Raw genomic sequence first — 24,339 nt, 5'->3', positions numbered from 1 at the left:
ATATCTCATTATAATTATTCCAGTTCCTTTTTCAAAAAGGTAGTAGGTGGCAAAGATTATTTTGTGCAAACCTATGCAGATGATGGTATTCGAGTGAAGGCGGGTAATCAAGTACTCATTGATCGCTGGTCTGGTTCAGCGGGAACATACAATCAAGCATTGCTAACAGGACTAGGATCAGGAGAACATGTAGTACAGACTGATTACTATGAGCATACTGGTAAAGCAGCATTGTACGCAGAAGTCGTACCATTTGGAGATTGGTATGCGTACTATTATCCGAATATGAATTTGGAGGGAACACCTGCTAATGCCAAAGTAGTGAAGGCGCAAGGAGATGGCTCTTTAATTGAAGATCACGGTAATAATGCGCCAATCAGTAATGTACCAAAAGACAAATACTCAGCTAAGTATGTGACAGCCAAAAAACTAAAAGCAGGGGAATATATTGTTCGTGCTGCTGCAGATGATGGTGTTAAAGTCTTTATAGATGGTGAATTAGTATTAGATCGTTGGAGTAATAGTAGTTTTCGTGAGGATGCTGTTAAAGTCCAAATAGGAGATACGAATAAAAATGCACAAAAAGATGTTCACTGGATTGAAGTACATTATTATGATAGTACTAGAAACAGTAAGATAGATGTGTCGATAGAAGAATTTAATTTAAACTCTATAATCAATACATCTGGGTGGTACGCAGAATACTATGATAATAGAAATCTAGAAGGCTCACCTTACGTAGAGGGTGGTCAAAACTCAATTAATGAGATTCCGTCCTTAAACTTTGATTGGGGTTATGGAGCTCCACATCATAGCTTGAAAGAATATAATTTTTCTGCTAGATATATGACAGATAAAGAGCTTGAAGCAGGGGAATATATTATTAGGTCTAATGCTGACGATGGAATAAGAGTTTATATTGATGATGAACTAGTCATAGATCGCTGGTACTCAAGTGGTGACAAGAACAATGTTGCGCATATAAACATCGCTGATCATACAGATCCAAAAGTGCCAGAAGGTAAGCGAAACGTGCACAGAATTAAAGTGGAGTATTTTGAACATACCGGTAAGAGTAAATTAAATCTCTCGGTATTGCCAGTCAAAGAAGAAATACCTAATGATTCTTGGTTAGGCTTGTACTATAATAATAAGAATTTGGATGGATATGCATATGTAGAGGGAGGTAAAAATTCAAATAATAAAATTCGAAACTTGAATTTTAATTGGGAAAAAGGCTCTCCACATAAGAATATTCAATCAGATAACTTTTCTGCAAGTTACCAAAAACAAATCACATTAACATCAAGTCAAAAATATAACTTGTTGGTCAATGCAGATAATGCGGTAAGGGTGTACATAGATGGTCAACTAATCATTGATGCCTGGAATTCGGGTCTTCATTCATTTGATGAAATCATCGAATTAAAAAAAGGTACACACAATATCAAGGTTGAATATTATGAAAACACTATTGACGCTTATCTGAACGTTGATTTTGTTGAGATTATCCAGGGTAAGATCTATCGTACATCAAATTATGATTACGAATTTGATTATATGTTAGATAGACAAAAGCTATACGGTGGTCCACAGACTGATTTAGGTGGTGGAGGTTGGCATGATCCATCAAGGGAACAGCTAGCTTATTATGTAAATCCATCTAACTTTAATGATAAGAATGCTTCTTCGTATTTTCAATTTATGCAACTATCTCGCACAGCTGGCCTAAATACTGCTGAAATAAATAATAATATACTTAAAAATAAAGGTGTGTTATCAAATAAAGCAGAAATTTTTATAAATGCTGGTCAAAAATATGGTATAAACGAAGTGTATCTAATTGCTCACGCATTACACGAAACAGGTAATGGAAAGTCTGATCTTGCTATTGGTGTAGAGTATAATGGAAAGAAAGTTTATAATATGTATGGAATTGGTGCATACGACAAAACCGCTATCGAAAGTGGAGCTAAATATGCATATGACAAGGAATGGTTTACTGTCGATAAGGCAATTGAAGGCGGCGCTAAATGGATATACGATAATTACGTTTCACAAGGTCAAGATACCTTATATGAAATGAAATGGAATCCAAACAATCCAGGAATACACCAATATGCTACAGATATCGGCTGGGCAGAGAAACAAACGGAGCGAATAGAAAAAGTTTATGACTTACTAAAGAACTATGTATTAATTTTTGATGAACCAAAATATAAAAACCAACCTGGAAAAACTGAATTACCGATCAACACTGTAGTAAGTTATCCAAAAGGGACAATTGGAAAAACCAATGTAGATAACTTACGTTTTAGAACAGGACCTTCCACTAGTTATTCGATTATCACTGAACTACCTAAAGGTAAAGAAGTAGAAATACAATCTTTAAATAGTAGCAATAACAATGGATGGTTTAAAGTCAAAATTGAAGGTAAAGAAGGTTGGGTCGCCAAAGAGTATGTAAATGTGTTAAACCTAATAGAAATCACTACGGATGGCTTAAGGGTACGAAGTAATACAGATACAACAACTCTAGATAATGTTATCGGTAATCTTAATACAGGTAATCTTGTATCTGTAGTTACAAAAAATGGACAATTAGAAACCAAAGGTAGCTGGTATCAGATTAACTATGGTAACAAACAGGGTTGGGTACATGGTGATTATGTAAAAGTAATAAAGTAATATTAAAAGCCTTATCTCAAATTGAGATAAGGCTTTTTGCGTGTACCAAGCAAGTTTCAATTGTGATGTATAACCGTCATAATGAATGAAACAAACAACGAAAGATATGATAAGAATAAAAATAAAACTGTGCGTATGTCGAAACAACAGAAAATGTGATATATTAAGTAGTGTTTAAATTATACAATTTATTAATTAAAAGAGGTATTTGAATGAATGTAATTAAAAAAATAATTAAGTATATATTGTTAACGATATATAATTTACTAGTTGCAATTTTTCCAATTGATCGTAAAAAAATACTGTTTGAAAGTAACCTTGGAAAAAACTATACAGGAAACCCTAAAGCGATTTATGAAAGAATGGTGGAAAAAGGGTATGATAAAGACTTTACCTTTATCTGGATATTAGAAGATACATCAATAAATATCCCAGGAAAATGTATAAAAATAAAGCGTCATCGACTAAGATATCTGTTTTATTTGGCGATTGCTAGATATTGGATTTTCGACTGTCGTCAACCAGACTTCATTAAAAAAAGACAAGAGGGCATATATATACAAACATGGCACGGGACCCCTTTAAAGAAGCTAGGACTTGATATGGAAGTGCTAGATATGGGGGGGGAAAGTAATCTAGACCAATACAAGGCTAACTTTTATAGAAACACGAAACGGTGGGACTACTTATTATCTCAAAATAAGTATTCTTCTGAAATATTTAGAAGTGCATTCGGGTTTGAAAAAGAGATGTTGGAATTTGGTTATCCTAGAAATGATATATTAATCAACAATAATAATGAAGAATCTATAGAAAAGTTAAAGAAAAACCTTGGCTTACCTAAAGATAAAAGAATTATTCTTTACGCCCCTACCTGGAGGGATAATTCCTTTTACCAAAAAGGGAAGTATAAATTTAATACAGAACTTAATATTGAATTACTTAAAGAACATTTATCAGAGGATTATGTAATCATTATTAAGGCTCATTACCTAGTTGTAGATAGTCTAGACACATCAAGACATTCAGATTTTGTCTATACTTTCTCACCTGAGCAAGACATTTCAGACTTATATTTAGTTTCAGATATTCTAATAACCGACTATTCTTCGGTAATGTTCGATTACAGTAATTTAAAAAGACCGATTATTTTTTATACTTTTGATATTGAAGCTTATAAGGAATCAATCAGGGGGTTTTATTTTGACTTAGAATTGGAAGCACCAGGATCAATGGTTCAAACAAATACAGAACTAATTAATGCAATTAAGGATGCTAAAAAAAACCAAAATAAATATAAAGAACAGTATGATCGCTTTGTGAAAAAATATAATTATTTAGACGATGGAAAGGCATCAGATCGCGTGATTGAACTAGTTAAGTCATTAGATTCTTGAAAATATTGGTAATAGCTTTAAGTAAAATCCAAAAGCTATAGGAGGATTACCTTTGAAAAGTATGATAAAAAGAACAAAATATATAATAAAGACCTTAATAAAAATGATAAGATTTTTATTAAAGCCTTTATTAGACTACATGAATAATGCAGGATTTAAAAGGCGCGCTGTTTACGCAAAACATATTCGTAATAAACGGATAAATAATAAAGTGATTATGTATGAAGCGTATCATGGGAAAAGCATGACAGGAAATCCATATGCAATATTTAAGAAATTATATAACGATGAAAAATATAGTGATTATAAACATGTTTGGGCGATGGATAGCTTGGAAAATCACGCAATTAGTACTTATGAAAATCATAAAAATATTGAATTTGTGAAGATTCACAGTTTAAAGTATGTAAAGCATCTTAGTAACGCAAAATATTTAGTGAATAATACGTCATTCCCTTATTACTTTCAGAAAAAAGAAGGTCAAGTATATATAAATACTTGGCATGGTACACCATTGAAAAAGATGGGTATTGATATTGAAGATAGAGGAATGTCTGATCATGCTAATATTCAACGAAATATTATGCATACAGATTACTTTGTAAATCCAAATAAATTCACATATGAAAAGTTGTTAAAATCACACGATATAGATGGACTTTATAATGGAGAGGTCTTGGATACGGGTTATCCACGGATAGACTTAACATTGAATACTGACAAAAATGAGATGAAACGCATATTAAACCTCCCAGTTGATAAAAAAATTATATTATATGCACCTACGTGGCGTGGAAATAGTGAGCATAGTAGTACTATATCTAGTGATAAAATATTTGAAGATATACAGAGACTGAGAAATAAATATACAGAAGAATATGAGATAATATTAAAAGTACATTACTTTGTATATAAGAATTTTAAAGAAAAAGGTTTAGAGCATTTATGTGTACCTAATTGGGTCGATACAAATGAACTGCTAGCTACAGTTGATGTTCTAATAACAGATTACTCGAGTATATTCTTTGACTTTTTGCCTACAAAGCGTCCAGTTATTTTTTATATGTATGATAAAGAAGAGTATGAAAGAGATCGAGGCTTTTATTTAAACCTTGATGAACTGCCAGGACTAATTTGTAAATCAATAGAAGAAATTGATGCCGCGATAGAAAAAGCAGACTCAATTGTTAAAGAGAACCAAGATAGATATGATCAGTTCTTAGATGATTTTAACTATAATGATGATGGTAAAGCAACGGAAAGATTGATTGACATAGTGTTTGAACAAAAAGAAAGCAGTAAAAAGCTAAGAACGGTAAATAATAAGAAGAAATTACTTTTATATTGTGGTGGTTTCTATAATAATGGCATTACAATTTCTGCAATTAACCTCACCAAATATATAGATCACGATAAGTATGATGTAACAGTTTTAGATTTTGGAAATAAAAAAGGTGACCAGGCTGTAAATATTTCCAAAATGGCACCTGAAACAAGAGTGATTTATCGCGTAGGGACTTGGAATATGACAAGGTTAGATTACTTTAAACACAATCTAGTCAATCGGAAAGGGTTGTACACTAATTTTGCACAAAAAAATGCACCAAAAGAGATGTATAATGGAGAATTAAAGAGGTTAATAGGACAGGCCGATTATGATATAGTGGTGGACTTTGGTGGGTACAATAAGTTTTGGTCAATTTTATTTGCATTTAGTGACATAAAATGGAAGAGTGTTTTTCTACACAATGATATGATGGAAGAATATAATAAGAAAATTGATGGGAAACATAAGCATAGAAAAAATTTAAACATTATTTTCTCTACTTATAAGTATTTCGATCGAATTGTTTCTGTTGCAAAATCTACAAGAGATGTAAATATGGAAAATTTGAAGAGTTTGGTTCCTAATGCAAAAGAAAAGATGGTTTATGTAAATAATCTGATTGATTATAAACGTGTACTTGAATCAAAAGATAAAACAGAGGTAATTAATTACAAAGGTAATGACTTTATTATTACTAAAGAATACTATGATTCAAGCTTGTTTTCTATGACAGGTGTGAGACAACCTGAGAGTGGAGATATCGTTTTTGCTAATATGGCTAGATTATCACCAGAAAAAGACCAGGAGAAACTAATAAGAGCATTTCATAATTTGTTGCAACAAACTGATAAACCAATTAAGTTATATATTATTGGATCAGGTCCATTAGAAAGTATGTTAAAGAGACTGGTTACGGATTTGGACCTGGAAGATAAAGTAACGTTCACTGGACAAATGGATAATCCGTTTAGTTTAATTAATCGTGCTGACTGTTTTGTATTATCTTCAAATTATGAAGGGCAAGGTTTGGTTATACTTGAATCCTTGATCCTCGACAAATACGTAATTGCGACGGATGTAACTGGGGTCAGAAGCGTATTAGAAGGTGGTTATGGAAAATTAGTTCAAAATGACCAGGACAGTTTGACAGAAGCAATGCTAGAATTTCTAAATGACAAGGTTAAATTCAAGAGGTTTGACTACTTAGACTATAATGAAGAAGCCCTGGAACTTTTCTATAAAGAAGTATGTAACCGATGATTATAAAATGGGAGGACTAATTCTTGAAAACAGTAAAGAAAGCTATTATACCGGCAGCAGGTCTTGGAACGCGTTTTTTACCTGCAACGAAAGCAATGCCAAAAGAAATGTTACCGATTGTAGATAAACCGACAATTCAATACATCGTAGAAGAAGCAATTGCTTCTGGTATTGAAGATATTATTATCGTAACTGGTAAAGGAAAAAGAGCTATTGAGGATCACTTCGATAATTCCTTTGAATTAGAAGATAGCCTTATTAAAAAAGAAAAATTTGATTTATTGGATAAAGTAAGAGAGTCATCAAATGTTGATATACATTATATTCGACAGAAAGAACCAAGAGGACTTGGTCACGCTGTATGGAGTGCAAGAAAGTTTATTGGTAATGAGGCTTTTGCAGTACTTTTGGGTGATGATATTGTAAGATCGCAAGTACCTTGTTTAAAACAATTGATAAATCAATATGATGAAAAACAGTCATCGATTATTGGTGTTCAGACTGTTCCAGATAATGAAACACACCGGTACGGTATTATTAAACCAAATACAAATGAAGGTAGATTGTTTAAAGTTGATCAGTTAGTAGAAAAACCACCAATAGGTGAAGCTCCATCTAACTTGGCTATAATGGGCAGATATGTATTAACACCAGAGATATTTGAACTACTAGGAACACAAGAGAATGGAGCAGGTAACGAGGTACAGTTAACGGATGCCATTGAGAGATTGAATAAATTACAACCAGTTTATGCTTATGATTTTGAGGGTAGAAGATTTGATGTAGGTGAAAAGCTAGGTTTTATTCAGACAACCATTGAGATGGCATTAGAAAGAGGCGATCTCAAAGAGGACCTATACCTTTTCATGGAAAAATTATTAAAAAATAAATCTGTTGTAAAATAATAATATATGTAAAGTGGTAGGTAGATTATTAAAAATTGTAACTTACCACTTTACTACTAATATAACGAGTGTTAGTTAAGAAAGGGACCATGTTATGAAATCTGCAATTTCTGTTATTAATGAACAGGTCAAGCACTTATATTTAGCGCGTAGATTGTCATTGTATGAATTAAAGAGTTCAAATAACAACAATTATTTAGGAATGGCTTGGGAGATTTTTAACCCATTGATTCAAATAGCAATTTATTGGTTTGTTTTTGGTTATGGAATTAGAAGGAGAGAAGATATTGAAGTCTACACGGGAGAGTTTATTCCTTTCTTACCTTGGATGCTTTCTGGTATTATTGTGTGGTTCTTTTTTTATCAATCAACTATTCAAGGGTCAAAATCAATATATTCTAGGTTGCGAATATTGTCTAAGATGAACTTCCCAATGAGCGTTATTCCAAATATTGTTATATTCTCACAATTTTATATTCATCTTATAATGATTGTTATAACGATAATAACCTTACAGTTTTTTGGGTATGCGATTAACATATATTATATACAAATTATTTATTTTATCTTTGCTACATTTGCTTTTACGTATTCCTTAGCTTTAATTACTTCAACATTGTCGACATTAATTCGTGATGTTCATATGTTTTTAAATGCTACATTAAGGATGTTACTTTACTTATCACCAATCCTTTGGTCAATGAAGGATTTAGATTATTGGATTCAGTTTATTATGAGAATTAATCCACTTTACTATATTATTGAAGGATATCGAGCAAGCTTTTTAGGATTAGGTTGGTACTTCGTTGATTCTTGGCAATATACCTTGTATTTTTGGGGATTAACTATTGTGTTTTTCTTAATCGGGTCAAGTATCCATGTCAAATTTAGAAGGCATTTTATAGATTTTCTATAATTGGAAGGATAAATTATGAACAAATCAATTATTGTAAATAATGTTTCAAAAAAATATAAGTTATATCACAAACCATCGGATAGAATAAAAGATATTTTATTACCAAAAAGCTATGGTGAGGATTTCTATGCCCTAAATCATGTCAGCTTTGAAGCAGAAAAGGGAGACGTGGTTGGCTTTATTGGAATTAATGGTTCTGGAAAATCTACCCTATCCAATATAATTGCCGGTATAGTGCCTGAAACGGAAGGTACTATACGTGTAAAAGGACAAGCTGCATTAATTGCTGTTGCTTCAGGCCTAAAAGGGGACCTGACTGGAAGAGATAATATTGAACTAAAGTGTTTAATGTTAGGATTTTCAAAAAAAGAAATAAAAATGATGGAAAATGATATTATAGAATTTGCTGAGTTAGAAAAGTTTATAGATCAACCTGTAAAGTCATATTCTAGTGGTATGAAATCAAGATTAGGTTTCTCCATTTCAATAAACATAAACCCTGATATATTAATAATTGATGAAGCCTTGTCTGTTGGAGATAAAGCATTTGCCGCAAAGTGCTTAGATAAGATGAAGGAATTTAAAGATAAGGGTAAAACGATGATCTTTGTAAGTCACTCAATCGGACAAATGAAGGAATTCTGCGAGAAAATCCTATGGTTAGAGTACGGTTCTGTTAGGGAGTATGGAAATGTAGATGAAGTAATTCCAAAGTACGAAACATTCCTGGAAGACTTCAAGAATATGTCTAAGAAAGAAAAAGCCGAATACAGAGCTGAAGCGATAAAAAGAAATCAGGAACAATTATTAACACCAAGCGGAAAAACTGAACTTTAATATATAAGAGCAGAAAGCAGAAGCTATAATGGCTTCTGTTTTTATGTGCACTTATTAATGCATTCATAGAACTCAATTAGGTAAATATACTATTCGTCGTTTTTAAAAATGAGTAAAAAGACACATGAAATGGATTATAATACTATAAATTCTATTATTTTTTATGGTTTTGGTATATTTAGTTATGTTACTATATTTATTAGTGTAAATAGATGGGGTGCATAGGAGCGATTACAAATGCAAATGATGATTAGCAGAAAGAATAAAAGTGAATTCAAAAAGAACAATAATAATTCATATTCTTACAAACATATATCTGAATGTGGTTCTGACCAAAATAGGTACAAAGACATTATTACTTTCTTTAAATCTGAGACTAACCAATACTTTCTTAATGTACTACAAATTGCTAAACAATCTATTCGTAACAAAGATTTAATAGAGGTATCTGGAGAGGATTATCTGGTTTTGGAGCAAATGGGTTCAAATGGTAATATAGACTTAGTAGGGGCTAAAGTACCTGCCAAAAGTGCTATTAACATTGCGCTAATGGCTTACCTGTTTGGTCCAGAATTAAAAGATGCCATTTATAAAATAATACTAGAAATGAAACGAGATAAAAATTTAAATTTATTTATTATTGGTAAAGGTCCTCTTAAAAATGAAATTGAAGTTTTCGCAAAAGCAAATAAAGTAAATAAGCAGCTATTTATTATAGAAAGATTACACAATCCTTATAAACTAATAAACTATATGGATTTTTTAATTGTTGAACCATCTAGTAGAATGAACACAATTACGTGGAAAGTACTATCCTCATATATTAGCGGTTATATCTATATTCCTGGTATTGAACAATCGGAAATTTCATCGAGTAGAAAAAATATGATATTTAGAAATAGAAATGGTGACTTTGTTACGGAAGTAGAACTCAATAATAAATTTATCGGTTGGCTATCTAAACATAAAGACCATGGAAACAATATAATGAACTATGATTACGCTTGGTTTGGAAAATGGGTTAACTTCCAAGAATTAGCTCTACCTAAGGGAGAGTATTTTCTATCCGTATTAATTAATCAAAACAATATTTATCTAGAAACCCCATTAATTAATTCAATTAATTGTGAGGTACCAGATGCCCATTATATCGATGCTCAAGAGTTTTTATTTGTTCACAATCAACACTTGAACAACCAAATAAGTATAGTTATAAATAATAAAACTGATTAATAGTACAGTGCTAGAGAAAGGAAGGCATAGATTGCAAAAAAAACTTAAAAGATATATCAAAAGAAAGATACCATTTATAAAAAAACCAATTCAGGAATATAACAATAATCAAAGGTTCCAGATAAGATCAAAATATAATCGATTCATTAATAAATACAAAGTTAAAGACAATGTTATTCTTTATGAATCTTACCATGGAGCAAATTTTACTGGTAATCCATTGGCGATTTTTCAAAATGTGTTAAAAGATGAAGCCTTTAGCCATTATAAACATGTCATTGTAAATAATAACAAAGAATTATTAGATGAAACATATAATGAATATAATAATGTAAGTATTGTTTCGGTAGAAGATGACGAGTATCTATTGGCTTTGGCAACTTCTAAATATTTAATTAATAATACATCTTTTCCTTATTATTTTCTGAAAAGGAAAGAACAAGTGTACATCAATACATGGCATGGTACTCCTTTAAAAACACTTGGTCTCGATATTAATAATGCGGGCTTTAGTGATCATATGAACATTCAAAGAAACTTACTACAGACGGACTTTTTATTAAGCCCTAATTCGTTCACCTATAATAAGTTATTAAGCTCTCATGATATTAAGGAAATATTTCCTGGTAAAGTTTTAGATATTGGTTATCCCCGAGTAGACTTAACTTTAAACTCAAATAGAGATGGTGTTTTAAGGGATCTAGCTCTTCCATTAGATAAGAAGATAGTGCTGTATGCACCGACGTGGAGAGGAACGGTTGGTAATGAAAGTGACACTAGTCAACAATTACTAGATGAAGTAGTGAAATTACGTGATCAACTAGGAAATGATTATATTGTACTGTTAAAATCTCATTACTTCGCATATAAATTTTTCGAAGATAATGGTTTGGAACATATGTGTATTCCAAATCACTATGATACAAACACGCTGTTGGCCGCTGTTGACCTTCTTATAACAGATTACTCATCCATATTTTTTGAATTTATCCCAACCGGAAGGCCAATTGTATTTTATGGTGAAGACATTGAGCTCTATAAAGAAGAGCGCGGTTTTTACCTTGAAATAGATTCTCTTCCTGGACCTTTATGTACGGATATAGATGAAGTAGCAAACTGTATTATAAATGAGCATTATAATTATTATCAAGAAAACTACCAGAAATATAATAGTCTTTTTAATTATAACGATGATGGTAAAGCCGGTTTAAGATTTAAGGACATTGTGTTCCATAATAAAGAATCAGACTTAATTAAAACAACGAATTCGGGTAAAGAAATTATTATGATGTATTGTGGAGCTTTTTATAATAATGGGATTACTATGTCAGCCCTTAGCTTGTTAGATAACATCGATTATGATAAGTATGAAGTGATTGTAGTTGAAAGCCCAAATGGTACTGAAGAAAAATGGAACAATATGAGAAAAGTTAATGAAAATGTACATTTTTTATTTAGGCCAGGAGTCTTGGGTAGAACAATCATGGAAAGTTATAGACATCAATGGACGTTAAATAGAGGGATTTCAGGATCGGTTATGAAATTAATAGTACCTAAAAAAATGTATAAGAAAGAAATGAAACGAATCACTGGTAACCTTAATATTAATTTTGCAATTAATTTTGGTGGATATAATGATTTTTGGTCATTACTTTTTGCATTTTCTGGTATTAAGAAAAAAACTATTTATCTTCATAACGATATGATGGAAGAATTCAATAAAAAGATTAATGGCAAGAATAAGCATAAACAAGCTCTGAAAGTTGTATTCTCCACTTATAAATACTATGAAAAAATAATATCTGTTGCGGAGTCTACACACCATACAAACTTTGAAAACTTAAAACACTTGGTCCCATATGCTGAAGATAAAATGACTTACATTAATAACTCCGTTAACTATAAGAAAGTATTAGACCTAAAAGACCAGGATAATATAGTAACATATGATAAAAAAGATTATATGATCTTAGAAAACAAAAAGCAAAATAATTTTGTTTCTATTAAAGGTTCGCTTACTCCCAACCCTCATTATACAAATTTTGTGTCTATTGGAAGGCTCTCTCCTGAAAAGGACCACGAAAAATTAATTAATGCTTTTTACAAGGCTTTAAACAATGATGATCACATGAAACTGTATATTGTAGGTGAAGGTCCTCTTAAGGGTTATCTTGAGGATTTGATTAGTAAACTAAATTTAACGGATAAAGTTATACTAGTAGGACAAGTTGAAAATCCTTTTGCTTTGATAAAACAGTGTGATTGTTTTATACTTTCATCAAATTATGAAGGACAAGGCTTAGTGTTATTGGAAACTATGATTATAAATAAACCAATCATTGCGACTGATGTTACCGGTGTAAGAAGTGTGTTAGAAGGCGGTTATGGTAAACTTATTGAAAATAACGTCCATGATTTGGCAGATAGTTTAAAAGAATTTGCATTAAACAAAAGAAATGGCGTGCAAGTTAATTATAAAAAGTTTGATTATGTACAATATAATAAGGATGCAAGAGATAGATTTAATCAAATTGTATTATAGACTTAGTAGGAGTGTATTCCTCTTGTATAAAATTTCTGTGATTGTGCCTTTCTATAATGTGGAAAATTACATTAGAGATGCTTTAAGTTCTCTTGAAAATCAAAGTTTAGATCAGATTGAAGTCATTTTAATTAATGATGGTTCGAATGATAATAGTAAAGAGATTGCTTTACAATTTGTTGAGATGAATGAGAATTTTATGCTTCTGGAGTTAGAGAATCGGAGTGGTCCAGGTGCTGCGAGAAATCTTGGGATAGAGAATGCTACTGGGAAGTATATAAGCTTTCTAGATGCTGATGATCTCTTTTACCAAAATACGTGTGAAAATCTCTATTATCTTGCGGAGAAACATCAATGTGATCTTGTAACTGGAAATGTAAAACAATTTAAAGAGGACAAGGAATTTTGGTCAGGCCTTCACAAGAAGGCCTTTATTGAACCAATGGAAAAAACTAGTATATGTGACAGTACCAGCTTGATCTATGATACATCTGTTTGGAACAAAATATACCGAAGAGAATTTCTGTTAATGAATGATATTAAATTTGAGAAAGATATGCTATACGAAGATCTTCCTTTTACTTTAAAATCATACCTTTTGGCGGACACAACAATGGTAACATTAGACTTTGTATATAAATGGAGAATTAGAAGTGACGCAGATAATTTGTCTATAACTCAAAGTAAATTGGACATAAAAAATCTTCGTGATAGAGTCAGAGCGCTTAATCTTTGTAAAGGATGGATTAAGCAACATGCTAAAGGAATTAAGTTGTCTAATGCCTTTAACAAAAAAGTATTAGAGCATGATTTTGCAATGTACATAAACCTAATTCCTGAAATGGATACTAGGTATATCGACTACTTAATTAAGGAAGTAAAACAATTTTGCAATGCGTTAGATGATTATTTCTATTACCAATTACCGGTTAACAAGCGAATCAAATATTATTATATTCTGAATAAAGATATAGCAGACTTAAAAGGTCTGATTATGTCTGAAAAAAACGCTCCACCAACTAATAAACCTTTTTTGATAGATGGAAACTATTACACGGATTATTATGGATATAATGATGATAATCAAGAACTATATAATGTAACTAATGAGTTGAAATTGAGATTGAAATTAGAGTCTTTTGATTTATTAGAGGAAAGTATAAATATAAAAGGTAATGTACATATAAACAAAGTCGATGCTACTCAAAAGGAAAGTATAGGGATATGGGTTGATGTTGTAGCCTTAGATGAAACTCCCATACTTAATATTAAACCAAAATTGCAATTCCGTGATGGTTGGTCAGGCTTTTCACTTCATATTGATTATGAAGAATTTAAAAAAAATTCCATTACGGATACAAAATATTATTTAAAACTTCGATATAGAAACAAGTCATTAGTTCGAGAGGGTCTTGTTAAAATGGATCGTGTATTTGATAATACATATGAAAGGATTAAATATACAAATAATCAAAAGATAATTGTTTCCTTTAATCCAATAGGTATATTAATGATTTATAAAAAGTGAGGTTAACAACATATATAACCCTTTTTATAGAGGTTAGGTGATTTGTGTTAAAATAAAATTAAATATTATATTTTGAAACTGAAAAGTAAGGAGCGTCTTATTGATGTCAAGAAATCACATTGCAGTTATTGGTGCAGGTAGTTGGGGAACGGCTTTATCTATGGTATTAGCTGATAATAATCATAACGTAATGCTATATAGTAAGGAAAAGAAACATGTAGAAGAGATAAATGAACAAAGAACGAATAAAGACTTTTTGCCAGGGATTACAATTCCAGAAAAAATAGTCGCAACGAATAATGTAGAAGAAGCGTTAAATGGGACTGACATTGTTTTATTAGTAGTGCCGACAAAGGCAATTCGTTCTGTATGTCAACAAATTAAAAATATAATTAGTAAGCCTATTACGATCATTCACGCAAGTAAAGGTATTGAACCAGGATCGTTTAAGCGTATATCTGAAATGATCGTAGAAGAAGTGCCGCAAAATCTATTGGGGGATGTTGTGGTATTGTCTGGTCCAAGCCATGCTGAAGAAGTATCTCTACAACAACCAACAACTGTTACATCTGCCTCATCAAACATGGATGCGGCGGCAATGGTTCAACGCTTATTTATGAATAATTACTTCAGAGTGTACACCAATCCTGATGTAATAGGTGTGGAGCTAGGTGGTGCAATTAAGAATATTATTGCGCTTGGTGCAGGAGTTTCTCATGGGTTAGGTTATGGAGACAATGCAAAAGCAGCCTTAATTACAAGGGGATTAGCTGAAATTAAGCGACTAGGTGCAGCAATGGGTGCAAAGAAGCAAACGTTCTCTGGTTTAACAGGTGTAGGTGATTTAATCGTTACCTGTACAAGTGTACATAGTCGAAATTTCCGGGCAGGTAAGTTAATAGGGCAGGGTCGTAACTTTGAAGAGGTTGAGAATGAGCTAGGAATGGTAGTAGAAGGTATTCGTACAACAGAGGCAGCATACCATTTGGCGAAAAGTCTACATGTTGAAATGCCGATTACAGATGCTATATATAATGTATTATTTAACGGCAAAGATCCAAAGGAAGCAGTAGATGACTTAATGATAAGAGTCGGGAAAGATGAGGCAAATAGTTAAATGGTAATTCATCGATGAGTTTGAAAGAAATCGTCTCGTGCGGTATTTTTTCACCTTTAACCCTAAATACATATTGTCATAAATGTGCGACTAACAAGAATAAAATGAACCCTCGGCGGCAGTCGGGGTTTTTCACGTTTAATAAGGGTGTGGAACGGATTAAGGCACCGTGGCACTAAAATGGAAAAGAGAGGGTGAGAGCACAGATAACTCGGAGAAGGGCGCAAATATTGAAGCCTTGGTTGGATACACAGAAAAAAACAAACCCCAAGAAGTAAAAAATATGAACGCACTCCTATCACACAACCCACTAAACACCTCCCATCTCATGTCAAATTAATTATTTGTAAAAACTTCTAATTGTCGAAAATGAGACTTGATGTCATAATAGAGAAGTATTTATTTATCATATTAAGAAGTAATGGTGATAGGAAGGTTGTCTCTAAATGGCTAATGATTTTGTAACCATCATGGATATGAAATTTTTAAATATAAGCAAAAATGATTTGTTTCAAGATATTATATACCCTAGGCTTCATAACAATGAGAAAACATATTTAGTAACAGCTAATCCCGAGATTGTCATGCTAGCAAAAGAAAAACGTGATTTCCGTGACATGGTTAGCAGAGCAGATTATATCGTTCCAGACGGTACAGGAATTGTCATCGCATCTAAAATAATCAAACAACCAATTGAAGAACGCATTCCTGGATTTGAAATCATGACAGAACTTATTGGATATGCCGAAGAGAACCAACTTAGCTGCTACTTCATAGGTGCAGAAGAGCAAGTAAATAGAAGGTTTATCACGAAAATAAAAGAACTTCATCCTAATTTGTTAGTTGCTGGTTCGCATCACGGATTTTTTGACTTGAATGATCGTCATATAGTTGATTCGATTAAAAGAACTGAACCTGATTTAGTGTTTGTTGCCTTAGGGGCACCAAGACAAGATGCTTGGATCACAAAGTACTATGATGAATTAGATAAAGGGTTATTTATGGGTGTAGGTGGTAGCTTTGATGTCATCGCTGGAAACGTGAAACGTGCACCTGAAATATGGATAAGATTCAACTTAGAGTGGTTATACCGATTAATTAAACAGCCGTTTCGTTGGAAAAGAATATTAAAAGTGTTTGAATTTATGATACGGATCGTATTGAAGAAATATTAAAAAAGGATCAAGCCCTCTAAAACTAGCAGGGTTGATCCTTTTTCTTTTATTGAACCTGACTTTGCTGACTATAATTTGTACCAGACGAATCATTTTCGGAGTCATCAGTAGTTGTTGTTGAGGTAATGTCTAAGTGTTCCTTTAAAATTTCTTTCTTTTCGGCTAAATCTTGTTCATCTAGCTGATAGTAATAAGCATCTGTCCAAAGGTCATATCCTTTTAACGTTAATGTTTCAATGTCTAATCCACCAGCAGATCCGTATGATACAAAGCTTTTTATTTCATCAAAATTCATATTTGTTTTCATGTTATTGCCAACAGCTTCCATAAGATCATCAACTTTCAATAGCGTATTGAAAGAGATAGATCGATCAACAATGGCCTTTATAATTTCCTGTTGTCTTTTACCGCGCTCAATATCATTGTCTTGCTTTCTTGTACGAGCAAGGGCTAATGCTTCTTCTCCATTAAGTAGTTGTTCCCCAGGAAGTAGATGAATCGCATTCGCTTCATCCTTAGAGTTCTGCTCATATAACTCGTATGGTACATCAACCTCAATACCATCAAGTGTGTCGATGACATCGATAAAAGCTTCAAAGTTCAGCTTCACGTAGTAATCCACTGGAATATCTAACAACTGTTCAACCGTTTCAATCGATGCTTTTGTCCCTCCTGCAGAGTGTGCATGGTTAATCTTTGTTTCATAGCCAAGCTCAGGGACATACACGTAAGTATCACGAGGGACACTGACCATCTTAACACTTTTCTTTTCTTTATTTAGCGTAGCTAGGATAAGAGCATCGGACAATGAGTTGCTCTCATTATTCATCCGTCTTTTCTCACTTTGATCTACACCGATAATAAGGATAGATACATCATCAGCAGTTGGGTCAACTTCTTTTTCCCTCAACTCTGATTTTGAACCTTCTCTTCCTTCATCCTCATAAGATTTTTCTACCACTTCTTCTGCCTTGTTTAAAACCATCGCTCCGTACACGGTAGCTCCGCCAATTAAAACCAAGAAAGGAATTAAAATATATAACAACTTTCGTCTTTTTTTGACTTTTCTTTTTTTAATTCTCGATTGTCCCTTTTCTTTAGACATAATCTATACCCCTTAATAGAAAAATTTGCAAAATATTAGGTAAACACTAATTTACATTTTACTACGAAAGAGGAAGATCGTAAAATTTTTTTGACAAAAATAATACAATTGTAATATAAGGAAAAAGAAATGGTATATAATTCTATATAAAAAAAACCACTAATAGTGAGTTGATAATAAGCACTGTAAAAAATGACAATTTATTTGTAACCTTCACCATACACTTCCTCTTCCACCTCAGGAAACATCTCATATTCCATTGCTTCCTTCATATAAACTTCATCAAGTTCAGGCAAACCCTTTATAAAATGGATGATGCTCTCTAACATGGATTGTCCACCGCCTTCATCCCGGTTATTTTAACCAGATAATACATATATATGCGGATAAAACAAAAGAGGGACAACGCTGTCCCTCTTATTCCACGTGCACCACACGGGTATTGCCGATCATATCATGAATCCCTTGTTTTTCTTTTGTAAAAGCAACGACCAAATAGGCAAAGATCCCGATAAAAAAGACGCGGTGAAGGAAACGGCCTACTACCTCTCGAAATAACAGATCACTCCAACCTAACGCATGATCGTCTTCTCTAACTACTTTCAATCCAAAAATCATCTTTCCTAACGTCTGACCAAAACCTTTTGTCATAAACAAAAAGTACAAATAGAAAACAATCGAGCCAACAATGCCAGTGACGGTCCAAAAAGCAAGATCAATAGGAGCGCCGTCGTTAATAAATCGAAACGGAATAAGTAGGATACCGTTTATGCTTGCGACAATAAGTAAGTCAGCGATATATGCCCAAAACCGCATCCAAAATCCTGCGTATCGCTTTTCTTTAATCGGTGCGGAAGTCTCTTCTATAAGCTCTTCACTCACAATCGGCACCTCCTATCTCGAATACAGATACATTGCACGTGGTGCGTTACTATCGCGCAATAAATCTTTGATTTCGATTAAATTAGTTTCCGTTCCAATCATACTTTTCATCGTAGTACCTAGGAATTGGTCTAATCCGATTCCTTGCTCGTATTCAAATACTTGCGCATTGCCTAGTTCCTGTTCTTCTTTCATCATCGCTATCGTATCTTCCAACGAACCGATGCCATCAACAAGTCCTTCTTCCTGCGCTTGCGTTCCGGTATAAACACGGCCATCGCCAAGTTCACGGACGCGATCTTCACTCATCCCACGGCCATCCACGATTACTTGAACAAAATCTTCATACATGTCATCAATCATAGCCTGCAAGATGTTTCGTTCTTCTTCTGTCATTTCACGAGACATCGACATGATATCCTTGTATTCACCACTTTTAATCGTGTTAAAATCAATCCCATGCTCATCAGCGAATTCGGCAAAATTAAAGCTCTCCATAATCACACCGATCGACCCGGTAAGCGTTGCTTTATGCGCAACAATCTTATCCGCAGGTGCGGCGATATAATACCCACCGGATGCTGCTGTATTGCCCATTGATACATAGACAGGTTTCTCAGCCTCATTCTGAATCTCTACGATTTTTTCATGGATCTCCGCACTTTCAACCACCCCGCCACCAGGTGTATTAACACGTATGATAATGCCTTTTACCGAACGATCTTCTTTCGCCTCTTCTAACATGTCCAAAAACTTTTGATGATTATATGTACCAGTATTCAGTAATGCATTTGGTGTCGTATCTTCAATCACACCATTCAAATGCAGCACGGCGATCTGACTTGTAGGCGCCCCCGATTCAACCACCTTCTGACTAAACATTTGTTCATTTTCCAAATTAAACATCGATTCAAAGTCTGCGGTTGCTAAACTGGTTAGAAACTGCATACCCATCGAAATAAAAAATAACCCAATTGCAATACCTAACGCAATCCAACGTTTTACATTCATGTTAATCCTCCAATTCCTACACTATAGTCACTATTTCAAATGATATAGTATTTTCCATCAAATTTCGAGTAATTGCTTGCTTTAACATCCAGTTAAAATCACATGCACAGAAGAAAGGCTCACTGCCAAAAAAATAGTGAGCCTGTGAACTGCCCAATCAAAACCATCCCTTACGCTTAAAGTAAATCACCATCAACACAGTGATCACAACCATCAAAATCAACACAGCAAAATATCCATACTGCCAAGACAACTCCGGCATATTTTCAAAATTCATCCCATAAATCCCCACAATAAACGTAAGTGGTACAAAAATCGAAGTAATGATCGTCAATAACTTCATCACCTGATTCGTTTGGTGGGAGTTCAGCGATAAATAATTATCGCGAATATCATTGGCGATCTCCCTGTTTGATGCAACCATTTCCGACAACTTTAATAAATGGTCATAAATATCGGTGAAATACTCGCGCCGATCTCGAATCCCTTTTAAACGATGCGAGTTAAGCATCCGGTAGAATAAATCACGGACAGGATTGATCGTATGTCTGAGCTTCAACAACTCATGACGAATATCAAACAAATTATCTAGCAAAATTTCCATAGCTTCTTGGTCATCGTTATTTTCTATGGAATTCAACTCATCTTCAATCTCATAAATAATCGGGAAATAATTATCGACGATTTTATCTAATACTTCATAAAAAATTCGGTAATGATCCCATTTCGAAACATCCTGGACACCAGACAACCTTCGCCATGCCTGATTTATTTCACTGGATTCATAATTATGATAGGATACAATGAAATTTTCACCGAGGAAAAAGTCATGCTCCTGCTTCGACAAGTCCTTCGGGTTAATGGCATGTGTCGTAAAAAAGTTAAAGTCATCATAATAATCCAGCTTCGGTCGCTGCAATTCATGGATACAGTCTTCAATCGCTAGTGGGTGGAAATGTAATTTTTCATCGAGTTGTTTGATCTCATCATCAGTTGGTTGATCGAAGTCAATCCAATACCAATCATAATCATGCTGCTTCAATTCATCGATGGTGGAGGGGGTGTGTAGTTGATTGTTGGTGATCGCGATTATTTGTATCATATCAATGCTCCTTTATAAGCAGTGTAATCAAATGGAGCGTTGGATACAAGTAATGAGGGGTATAGGCAAAAAAAAAGACGACTACTATTGCCGCCCACCAACAAGGATATCTCTCTTTTTATTTTGAATGTAATCATCATAAGATTGCATGTATTGAAAGTAGGCTAAATCTGCAGTGATAATACTTACACCGTATGTAAATTCTCCATCATGTTCACTTTTCCAAACAATCTCTCCAAATATTTGGTTTGTGGGGGCAAACAATTTAAGCTTTAGAACTAATTGTTGACCTTCGTAAAAATGCAAACCTGATGAAAAACACAAACCAGTTACACTAAGGTCATGTAGTTTAACTTCCACTTCACTTTCCACAAACCCCTGTTCATTCATTATGACCAGACCCGCTTTTGTTAATGGAGGGTCGGAGAATTGTACTCTTTCATGATTCCGTTTCAATCTTTACCACTCCTTTACCGTAACTAATTTTTAACAACTAATACTAAACTACACAGATTTGAAATTGTTGTCAATATAGTCTGATATCAGGGGATTAAACGAATATTTGGCATTAAATCGCGAAAAAAGTAGAAGAAATGGAGGAATATAAAATTATAAAAGAGAAGGGGTGATATATCGACAAGATCCTAACTATTTTGATAAGACAATGTGACAAATCCCTGTCTAAAAATATTTTTTATAATAAAAAAACCTGTTCTAGGAAATATAAAGAAGTAGTAATGAAGTGGATTGGAGAGAAGGACGTTGAGCACTGAACAACAGGAAGCCCTCAGTGAGCTTAGAAAGCTCCAGGAACAGGTAGTTAACGGTTGGATTGATTATTGGAACGAGTTTGTTTTTCTAGAATCTTGGCAATTCTGGGTCAATATGGCACTATTCTTGCTTCCACTTATCTTTCTATTCTTTTTTCTAGACCGAAAAAAAGCATTTCTAATCGGCTTCTTTGGATTCAATATCCATATTTGGTTGACGTATATTCATATTATTGGCGGACGGTTTGGTTATTGGGACTATCCGTATCTGATGTTCCCGTTCATCCCATCAGCAGTAGAGCTAAATGCGTCTCTCATCCCAGTTGCCTATATGCTCATTTACCAATGGACACAAAATCATAATCGCAATTACTACTTATATGCAACATTACTAGCTGCGGTGATCGCTTTCTTATTCATGCCACTATTGATTCAAATCCATATATTTGCCATCTACAACGGGGTGAATTATCTCCATCTATTTGTCGTACAGGTTGTCGTCGTGCTCATTTCGAAATGGAATACAAATCTCTATCATTACTTTAAAACCAAGGTAATTAAAATATATTAAAAAGGATTGCCCATGTGGAGGCAATCCTTTTTTATAGGGTCTCGCTCCCCTGTTTGAGGCAAAAAAATAAGGTTGACCCCAAGCTAGTGGGGCCAAACCCATTAAAGGAAGGTACTTAGATTTTCGGCTCGAATGTTTGGCAGTCCGTTTCCTCTTGCTTCGAGGCCTTTTTGCCGTGGTGACTGACAACATAAATGGCATCCGCTTTACACTTATTGCCACTTGCCCAGTATTTACAGTTGCTCACTTCACACAATACGTCTTGAGCCATCCTGCACACCTCCTATAGCTATAGATTTCCATGTTAACGAAAGAATCATGCTTGGAAGTTGTAGGTAAATTTTTTATAAAAAACACTTTACCTTCACGCTACGTAAAGGTGTATAGTTGCCTTGTCAGGAGGTTATGATGGAATACACGATAAATAAGCTTGCGAAGTTAGCGGGTGTAAGCACAAGGACGTTCCGCTATTATGATGAAATTGACCTTTTAAAACCGGCTAGAATCAATTCCTCTGGTTACCGCATTTATGGCGAAAAACAAGTAGATGATCTTCAACAGATTCTTTTTTACAGGGAACTTGGATTGAATCTAGATGCGGTTAAAGAGGCTATGACTTCCCCAACTTATGACTTGTATAAATCATTGGAAGGTCACCGCGAAAAACTTTTAGCAAAGAGAGAGCATCTCGACCAACTTATCACAAACGTAGAAAAGACAATCGCGAAATCGGAAGGGAGAATAACGATGACAGATCAGGAGAAATTTGAAGGCTTTAAGCAGAAAATGATTGATGAGAATGAAGAGCGTTACGGTTTTGAGATACGAGAAAAATATGGGGATGAACAAGTAGATAAATCCAACCGTAAGTTAAAAGGCATGACGAAAGAGGACCATGATAGAGTTGAAGCGTTATCTCAGGAAATTTTGACAAAATTAAGGGAAGCTGTCGATACGGGTGAACCAGCAGGACCATTAGCCCAGGAGGTTGCAGATTTGCACCGTCAGTGGATCTCCTTCTATTGGGATAGCTATTCAAAAGAGGCACATGCAGGGCTTGCTCAAATGTACGTCGACGACCCAAGATTCACAGCTTACTATGACAAAAACAAACCTGGTGCTGCAGTGTTTTTAAGAGATGCTGTATTGGTGTACACAGGTATGAAAAAATAATAGTATTTAAAAAATAGCCAATCGATTATAATTATCTCAGCTTTACATTTTTATGATGAGATGAGGAAGAATATGAAAAAGGTATTGTATTCATTGTTAGGTATTATTCCCTTGTTAATTGGTGGCTATTTCTTGTTTCAAACCTTGAACGGAAATTCGGATGCAATGGTAACCTATCTAGAAGAAACGTATGAATTCGGCACGAGCTACAATACGTTGATCGGTGAAGAGGTGACCATCGCTGAGACAGGTACAGATGAAGAACTCACTACATTTACACAAGATCGCTTAATTCCCGAACTAGAGAAAATCGCTTCAGAATCAAAAGCGTATGGCGACGGGATTAAGAAAGAGGAACTTAAAGCATTGCACGATCTAGATGTACAATCGCTTGAAAAATATATTGCAGCACAATACGCATGGCTAGAAGGCAACCAAGAAGAAGCCGATGCACTATTTACAGAGTCAGAACAGCTTACCGCGCAGTTTGAAGAGGATATAGATGACTTAGCAAAGACGTGGGCTGTGGAGATTGAGTGGGAAGAGTAGTAAGGAGCGGGGGTCAGCGCTGTGCTGACTCCCTTATTAATTGGAGTTTGGGCAACTATGGACAAGAACGAGACTGAAGAGCCGGTTGAAGTCAGAGAAGGGCCCGATCACTGACAAGCAAGAGAAAGAAGAGCGAGTTGAAGTCAGAGGAGCGCTTGCTCACTGACAAGCAAGAGAAAGAAGAGCGAGTTGAAGTCAGAGGAGCGCTTGCTCACTGACAAGAACGAGACTGAAGAGCCGGTTGAAGTCAG

21 protein-coding genes are annotated in these 24,339 nt (G+C 34.1%); 14 read left to right on the top strand and 7 right to left on the bottom strand.

The window, feature by feature from the left end:
• The 11 genes from NYQ66_RS05885 to NYQ66_RS05835 form a co-directional block, all read left to right on the top strand.
• A partial coding sequence (locus NYQ66_RS05885) for a PA14 domain-containing protein (RefSeq protein ID WP_259867914.1) occupies positions 1-2,688 on the top strand: 2,688 nt, incomplete at its 5' end.
• 212 nt (positions 2,689-2,900) lie between these two features.
• Complete coding sequence (locus NYQ66_RS05880; RefSeq protein ID WP_259867912.1) at positions 2,901-4,085, top strand: CDP-glycerol glycerophosphotransferase family protein; 1,185 nt, start codon at positions 2,901-2,903, stop codon at positions 4,083-4,085.
• 61 nt (positions 4,086-4,146) lie between these two features.
• Positions 4,147-6,672 carry a glycosyltransferase gene (locus NYQ66_RS05875; protein WP_259867915.1) on the top strand — a complete coding sequence of 842 codons (2,526 nt, stop codon included), beginning with the start codon at positions 4,147-4,149 and terminating at the stop codon, positions 6,670-6,672.
• 23 nt (positions 6,673-6,695) lie between these two features.
• Complete coding sequence (gene galU, locus NYQ66_RS05870; RefSeq protein ID WP_259867911.1) at positions 6,696-7,577, top strand: UTP--glucose-1-phosphate uridylyltransferase GalU; 882 nt, start codon at positions 6,696-6,698, stop codon at positions 7,575-7,577.
• Between the two features lie 94 nt (positions 7,578-7,671).
• A complete protein-coding gene (locus NYQ66_RS05865) occupies positions 7,672-8,493 on the top strand; it encodes an ABC transporter permease (RefSeq protein ID WP_259867910.1) in 822 nt (273 codons plus the stop codon).
• 15 nt (positions 8,494-8,508) lie between these two features.
• Complete coding sequence (gene tagH / locus NYQ66_RS05860; protein WP_259867906.1) at positions 8,509-9,330, top strand: teichoic acids export ABC transporter ATP-binding subunit TagH; 822 nt, start codon at positions 8,509-8,511, stop codon at positions 9,328-9,330.
• A 237-nt stretch (positions 9,331-9,567) separates the two neighbouring features.
• The gene (locus tag NYQ66_RS05855) at positions 9,568-10,563 is read left to right on the top strand and encodes a hypothetical protein (protein ID WP_259867905.1); all 996 of its coding nucleotides are present in this window, start codon (positions 9,568-9,570) and stop codon (positions 10,561-10,563) included.
• A 31-nt stretch (positions 10,564-10,594) separates the two neighbouring features.
• Positions 10,595-13,105, top strand: coding sequence for a glycosyltransferase (locus NYQ66_RS05850; RefSeq protein WP_259867903.1), 2,511 nt, complete (start codon positions 10,595-10,597; stop codon positions 13,103-13,105).
• A 22-nt stretch (positions 13,106-13,127) separates the two neighbouring features.
• Entirely contained in the window at positions 13,128-14,633 is a 1,506-nt protein-coding gene (locus NYQ66_RS05845) for a glycosyltransferase family 2 protein (protein WP_259867902.1), read from the top strand.
• Between the two features lie 103 nt (positions 14,634-14,736).
• Complete coding sequence (locus NYQ66_RS05840) at positions 14,737-15,750, top strand: NAD(P)H-dependent glycerol-3-phosphate dehydrogenase (protein ID WP_259867901.1); 1,014 nt, start codon at positions 14,737-14,739, stop codon at positions 15,748-15,750.
• 446 nt (positions 15,751-16,196) lie between these two features.
• On the top strand, positions 16,197-16,925 hold the full coding sequence (locus tag NYQ66_RS05835) for a WecB/TagA/CpsF family glycosyltransferase (RefSeq protein WP_259867899.1): 729 nt from the start codon (positions 16,197-16,199) through the stop codon (positions 16,923-16,925).
• A gap of 46 nt (positions 16,926-16,971) precedes the next feature.
• Here NYQ66_RS05835 and NYQ66_RS05830 read toward each other — a convergent pair whose 3' ends face one another.
• The 6 genes from NYQ66_RS05830 to NYQ66_RS05805 all read right to left on the bottom strand — a co-directional run bounded on the left by NYQ66_RS05830 (position 16,972) and on the right by NYQ66_RS05805 (position 21,481).
• Complete coding sequence (locus NYQ66_RS05830) at positions 16,972-18,030, bottom strand: LCP family protein (RefSeq protein WP_259867897.1); 1,059 nt, start codon at positions 18,028-18,030, stop codon at positions 16,972-16,974.
• Between the two features lie 200 nt (positions 18,031-18,230).
• Positions 18,231-18,359 carry a hypothetical protein gene (locus NYQ66_RS05825; RefSeq protein WP_259867895.1) on the bottom strand — a complete coding sequence of 43 codons (129 nt, stop codon included), beginning with the start codon at positions 18,357-18,359 and terminating at the stop codon, positions 18,231-18,233.
• A gap of 88 nt (positions 18,360-18,447) precedes the next feature.
• Positions 18,448-18,912 (bottom strand): RDD family protein, encoded by a 465-nt coding sequence (locus tag NYQ66_RS05820; RefSeq protein ID WP_259867893.1) that lies wholly within the window; start codon positions 18,910-18,912, stop codon positions 18,448-18,450.
• A gap of 12 nt (positions 18,913-18,924) precedes the next feature.
• Complete coding sequence (sppA, locus tag NYQ66_RS05815; RefSeq protein ID WP_259867891.1) at positions 18,925-19,923, bottom strand: signal peptide peptidase SppA; 999 nt, start codon at positions 19,921-19,923, stop codon at positions 18,925-18,927.
• 157 nt (positions 19,924-20,080) lie between these two features.
• A complete protein-coding gene (gene corA, locus NYQ66_RS05810; protein WP_259867889.1) occupies positions 20,081-21,025 on the bottom strand; it encodes a magnesium/cobalt transporter CorA in 945 nt (314 codons plus the stop codon).
• 84 nt (positions 21,026-21,109) lie between these two features.
• On the bottom strand, positions 21,110-21,481 hold the full coding sequence (locus NYQ66_RS05805) for a PilZ domain-containing protein (RefSeq protein ID WP_259867887.1): 372 nt from the start codon (positions 21,479-21,481) through the stop codon (positions 21,110-21,112).
• A gap of 306 nt (positions 21,482-21,787) precedes the next feature.
• Between NYQ66_RS05805 and NYQ66_RS05800 the strand changes: the two genes are divergently transcribed.
• Complete coding sequence (locus NYQ66_RS05800) at positions 21,788-22,366, top strand: hypothetical protein (RefSeq protein WP_259867883.1); 579 nt, start codon at positions 21,788-21,790, stop codon at positions 22,364-22,366.
• 115 nt (positions 22,367-22,481) lie between these two features.
• Here the strand turns inward: NYQ66_RS05800 and NYQ66_RS05795 are convergent, their stop codons facing one another.
• Positions 22,482-22,637 carry a DUF1540 domain-containing protein gene (locus NYQ66_RS05795; protein WP_259867881.1) on the bottom strand — a complete coding sequence of 52 codons (156 nt, stop codon included), beginning with the start codon at positions 22,635-22,637 and terminating at the stop codon, positions 22,482-22,484.
• Positions 22,638-22,774: 137 nt separating this feature from the next.
• Here NYQ66_RS05795 and NYQ66_RS05790 point away from each other — a divergent pair, with 137 nt between their 5' ends.
• On the top strand, positions 22,775-23,539 hold the full coding sequence (locus NYQ66_RS05790) for a MerR family transcriptional regulator (RefSeq protein ID WP_259867878.1): 765 nt from the start codon (positions 22,775-22,777) through the stop codon (positions 23,537-23,539).
• Between the two features lie 72 nt (positions 23,540-23,611).
• Positions 23,612-24,088 carry a hypothetical protein gene (locus tag NYQ66_RS05785; RefSeq protein ID WP_259867876.1) on the top strand — a complete coding sequence of 159 codons (477 nt, stop codon included), beginning with the start codon at positions 23,612-23,614 and terminating at the stop codon, positions 24,086-24,088.
• Positions 24,089-24,339 lie beyond the last annotated feature (251 nt).

It is taken from the genome of Aquibacillus koreensis, assembly GCF_025154055.1.
Taxonomy (GTDB): Bacteria; Bacillota; Bacilli; order Bacillales; family Amphibacillaceae; genus Aquibacillus_C; species Aquibacillus_C koreensis.
Note: the sequence above shows the minus strand (reverse complement) of the source record. Positions and strands in the feature narration are given on the sequence as shown.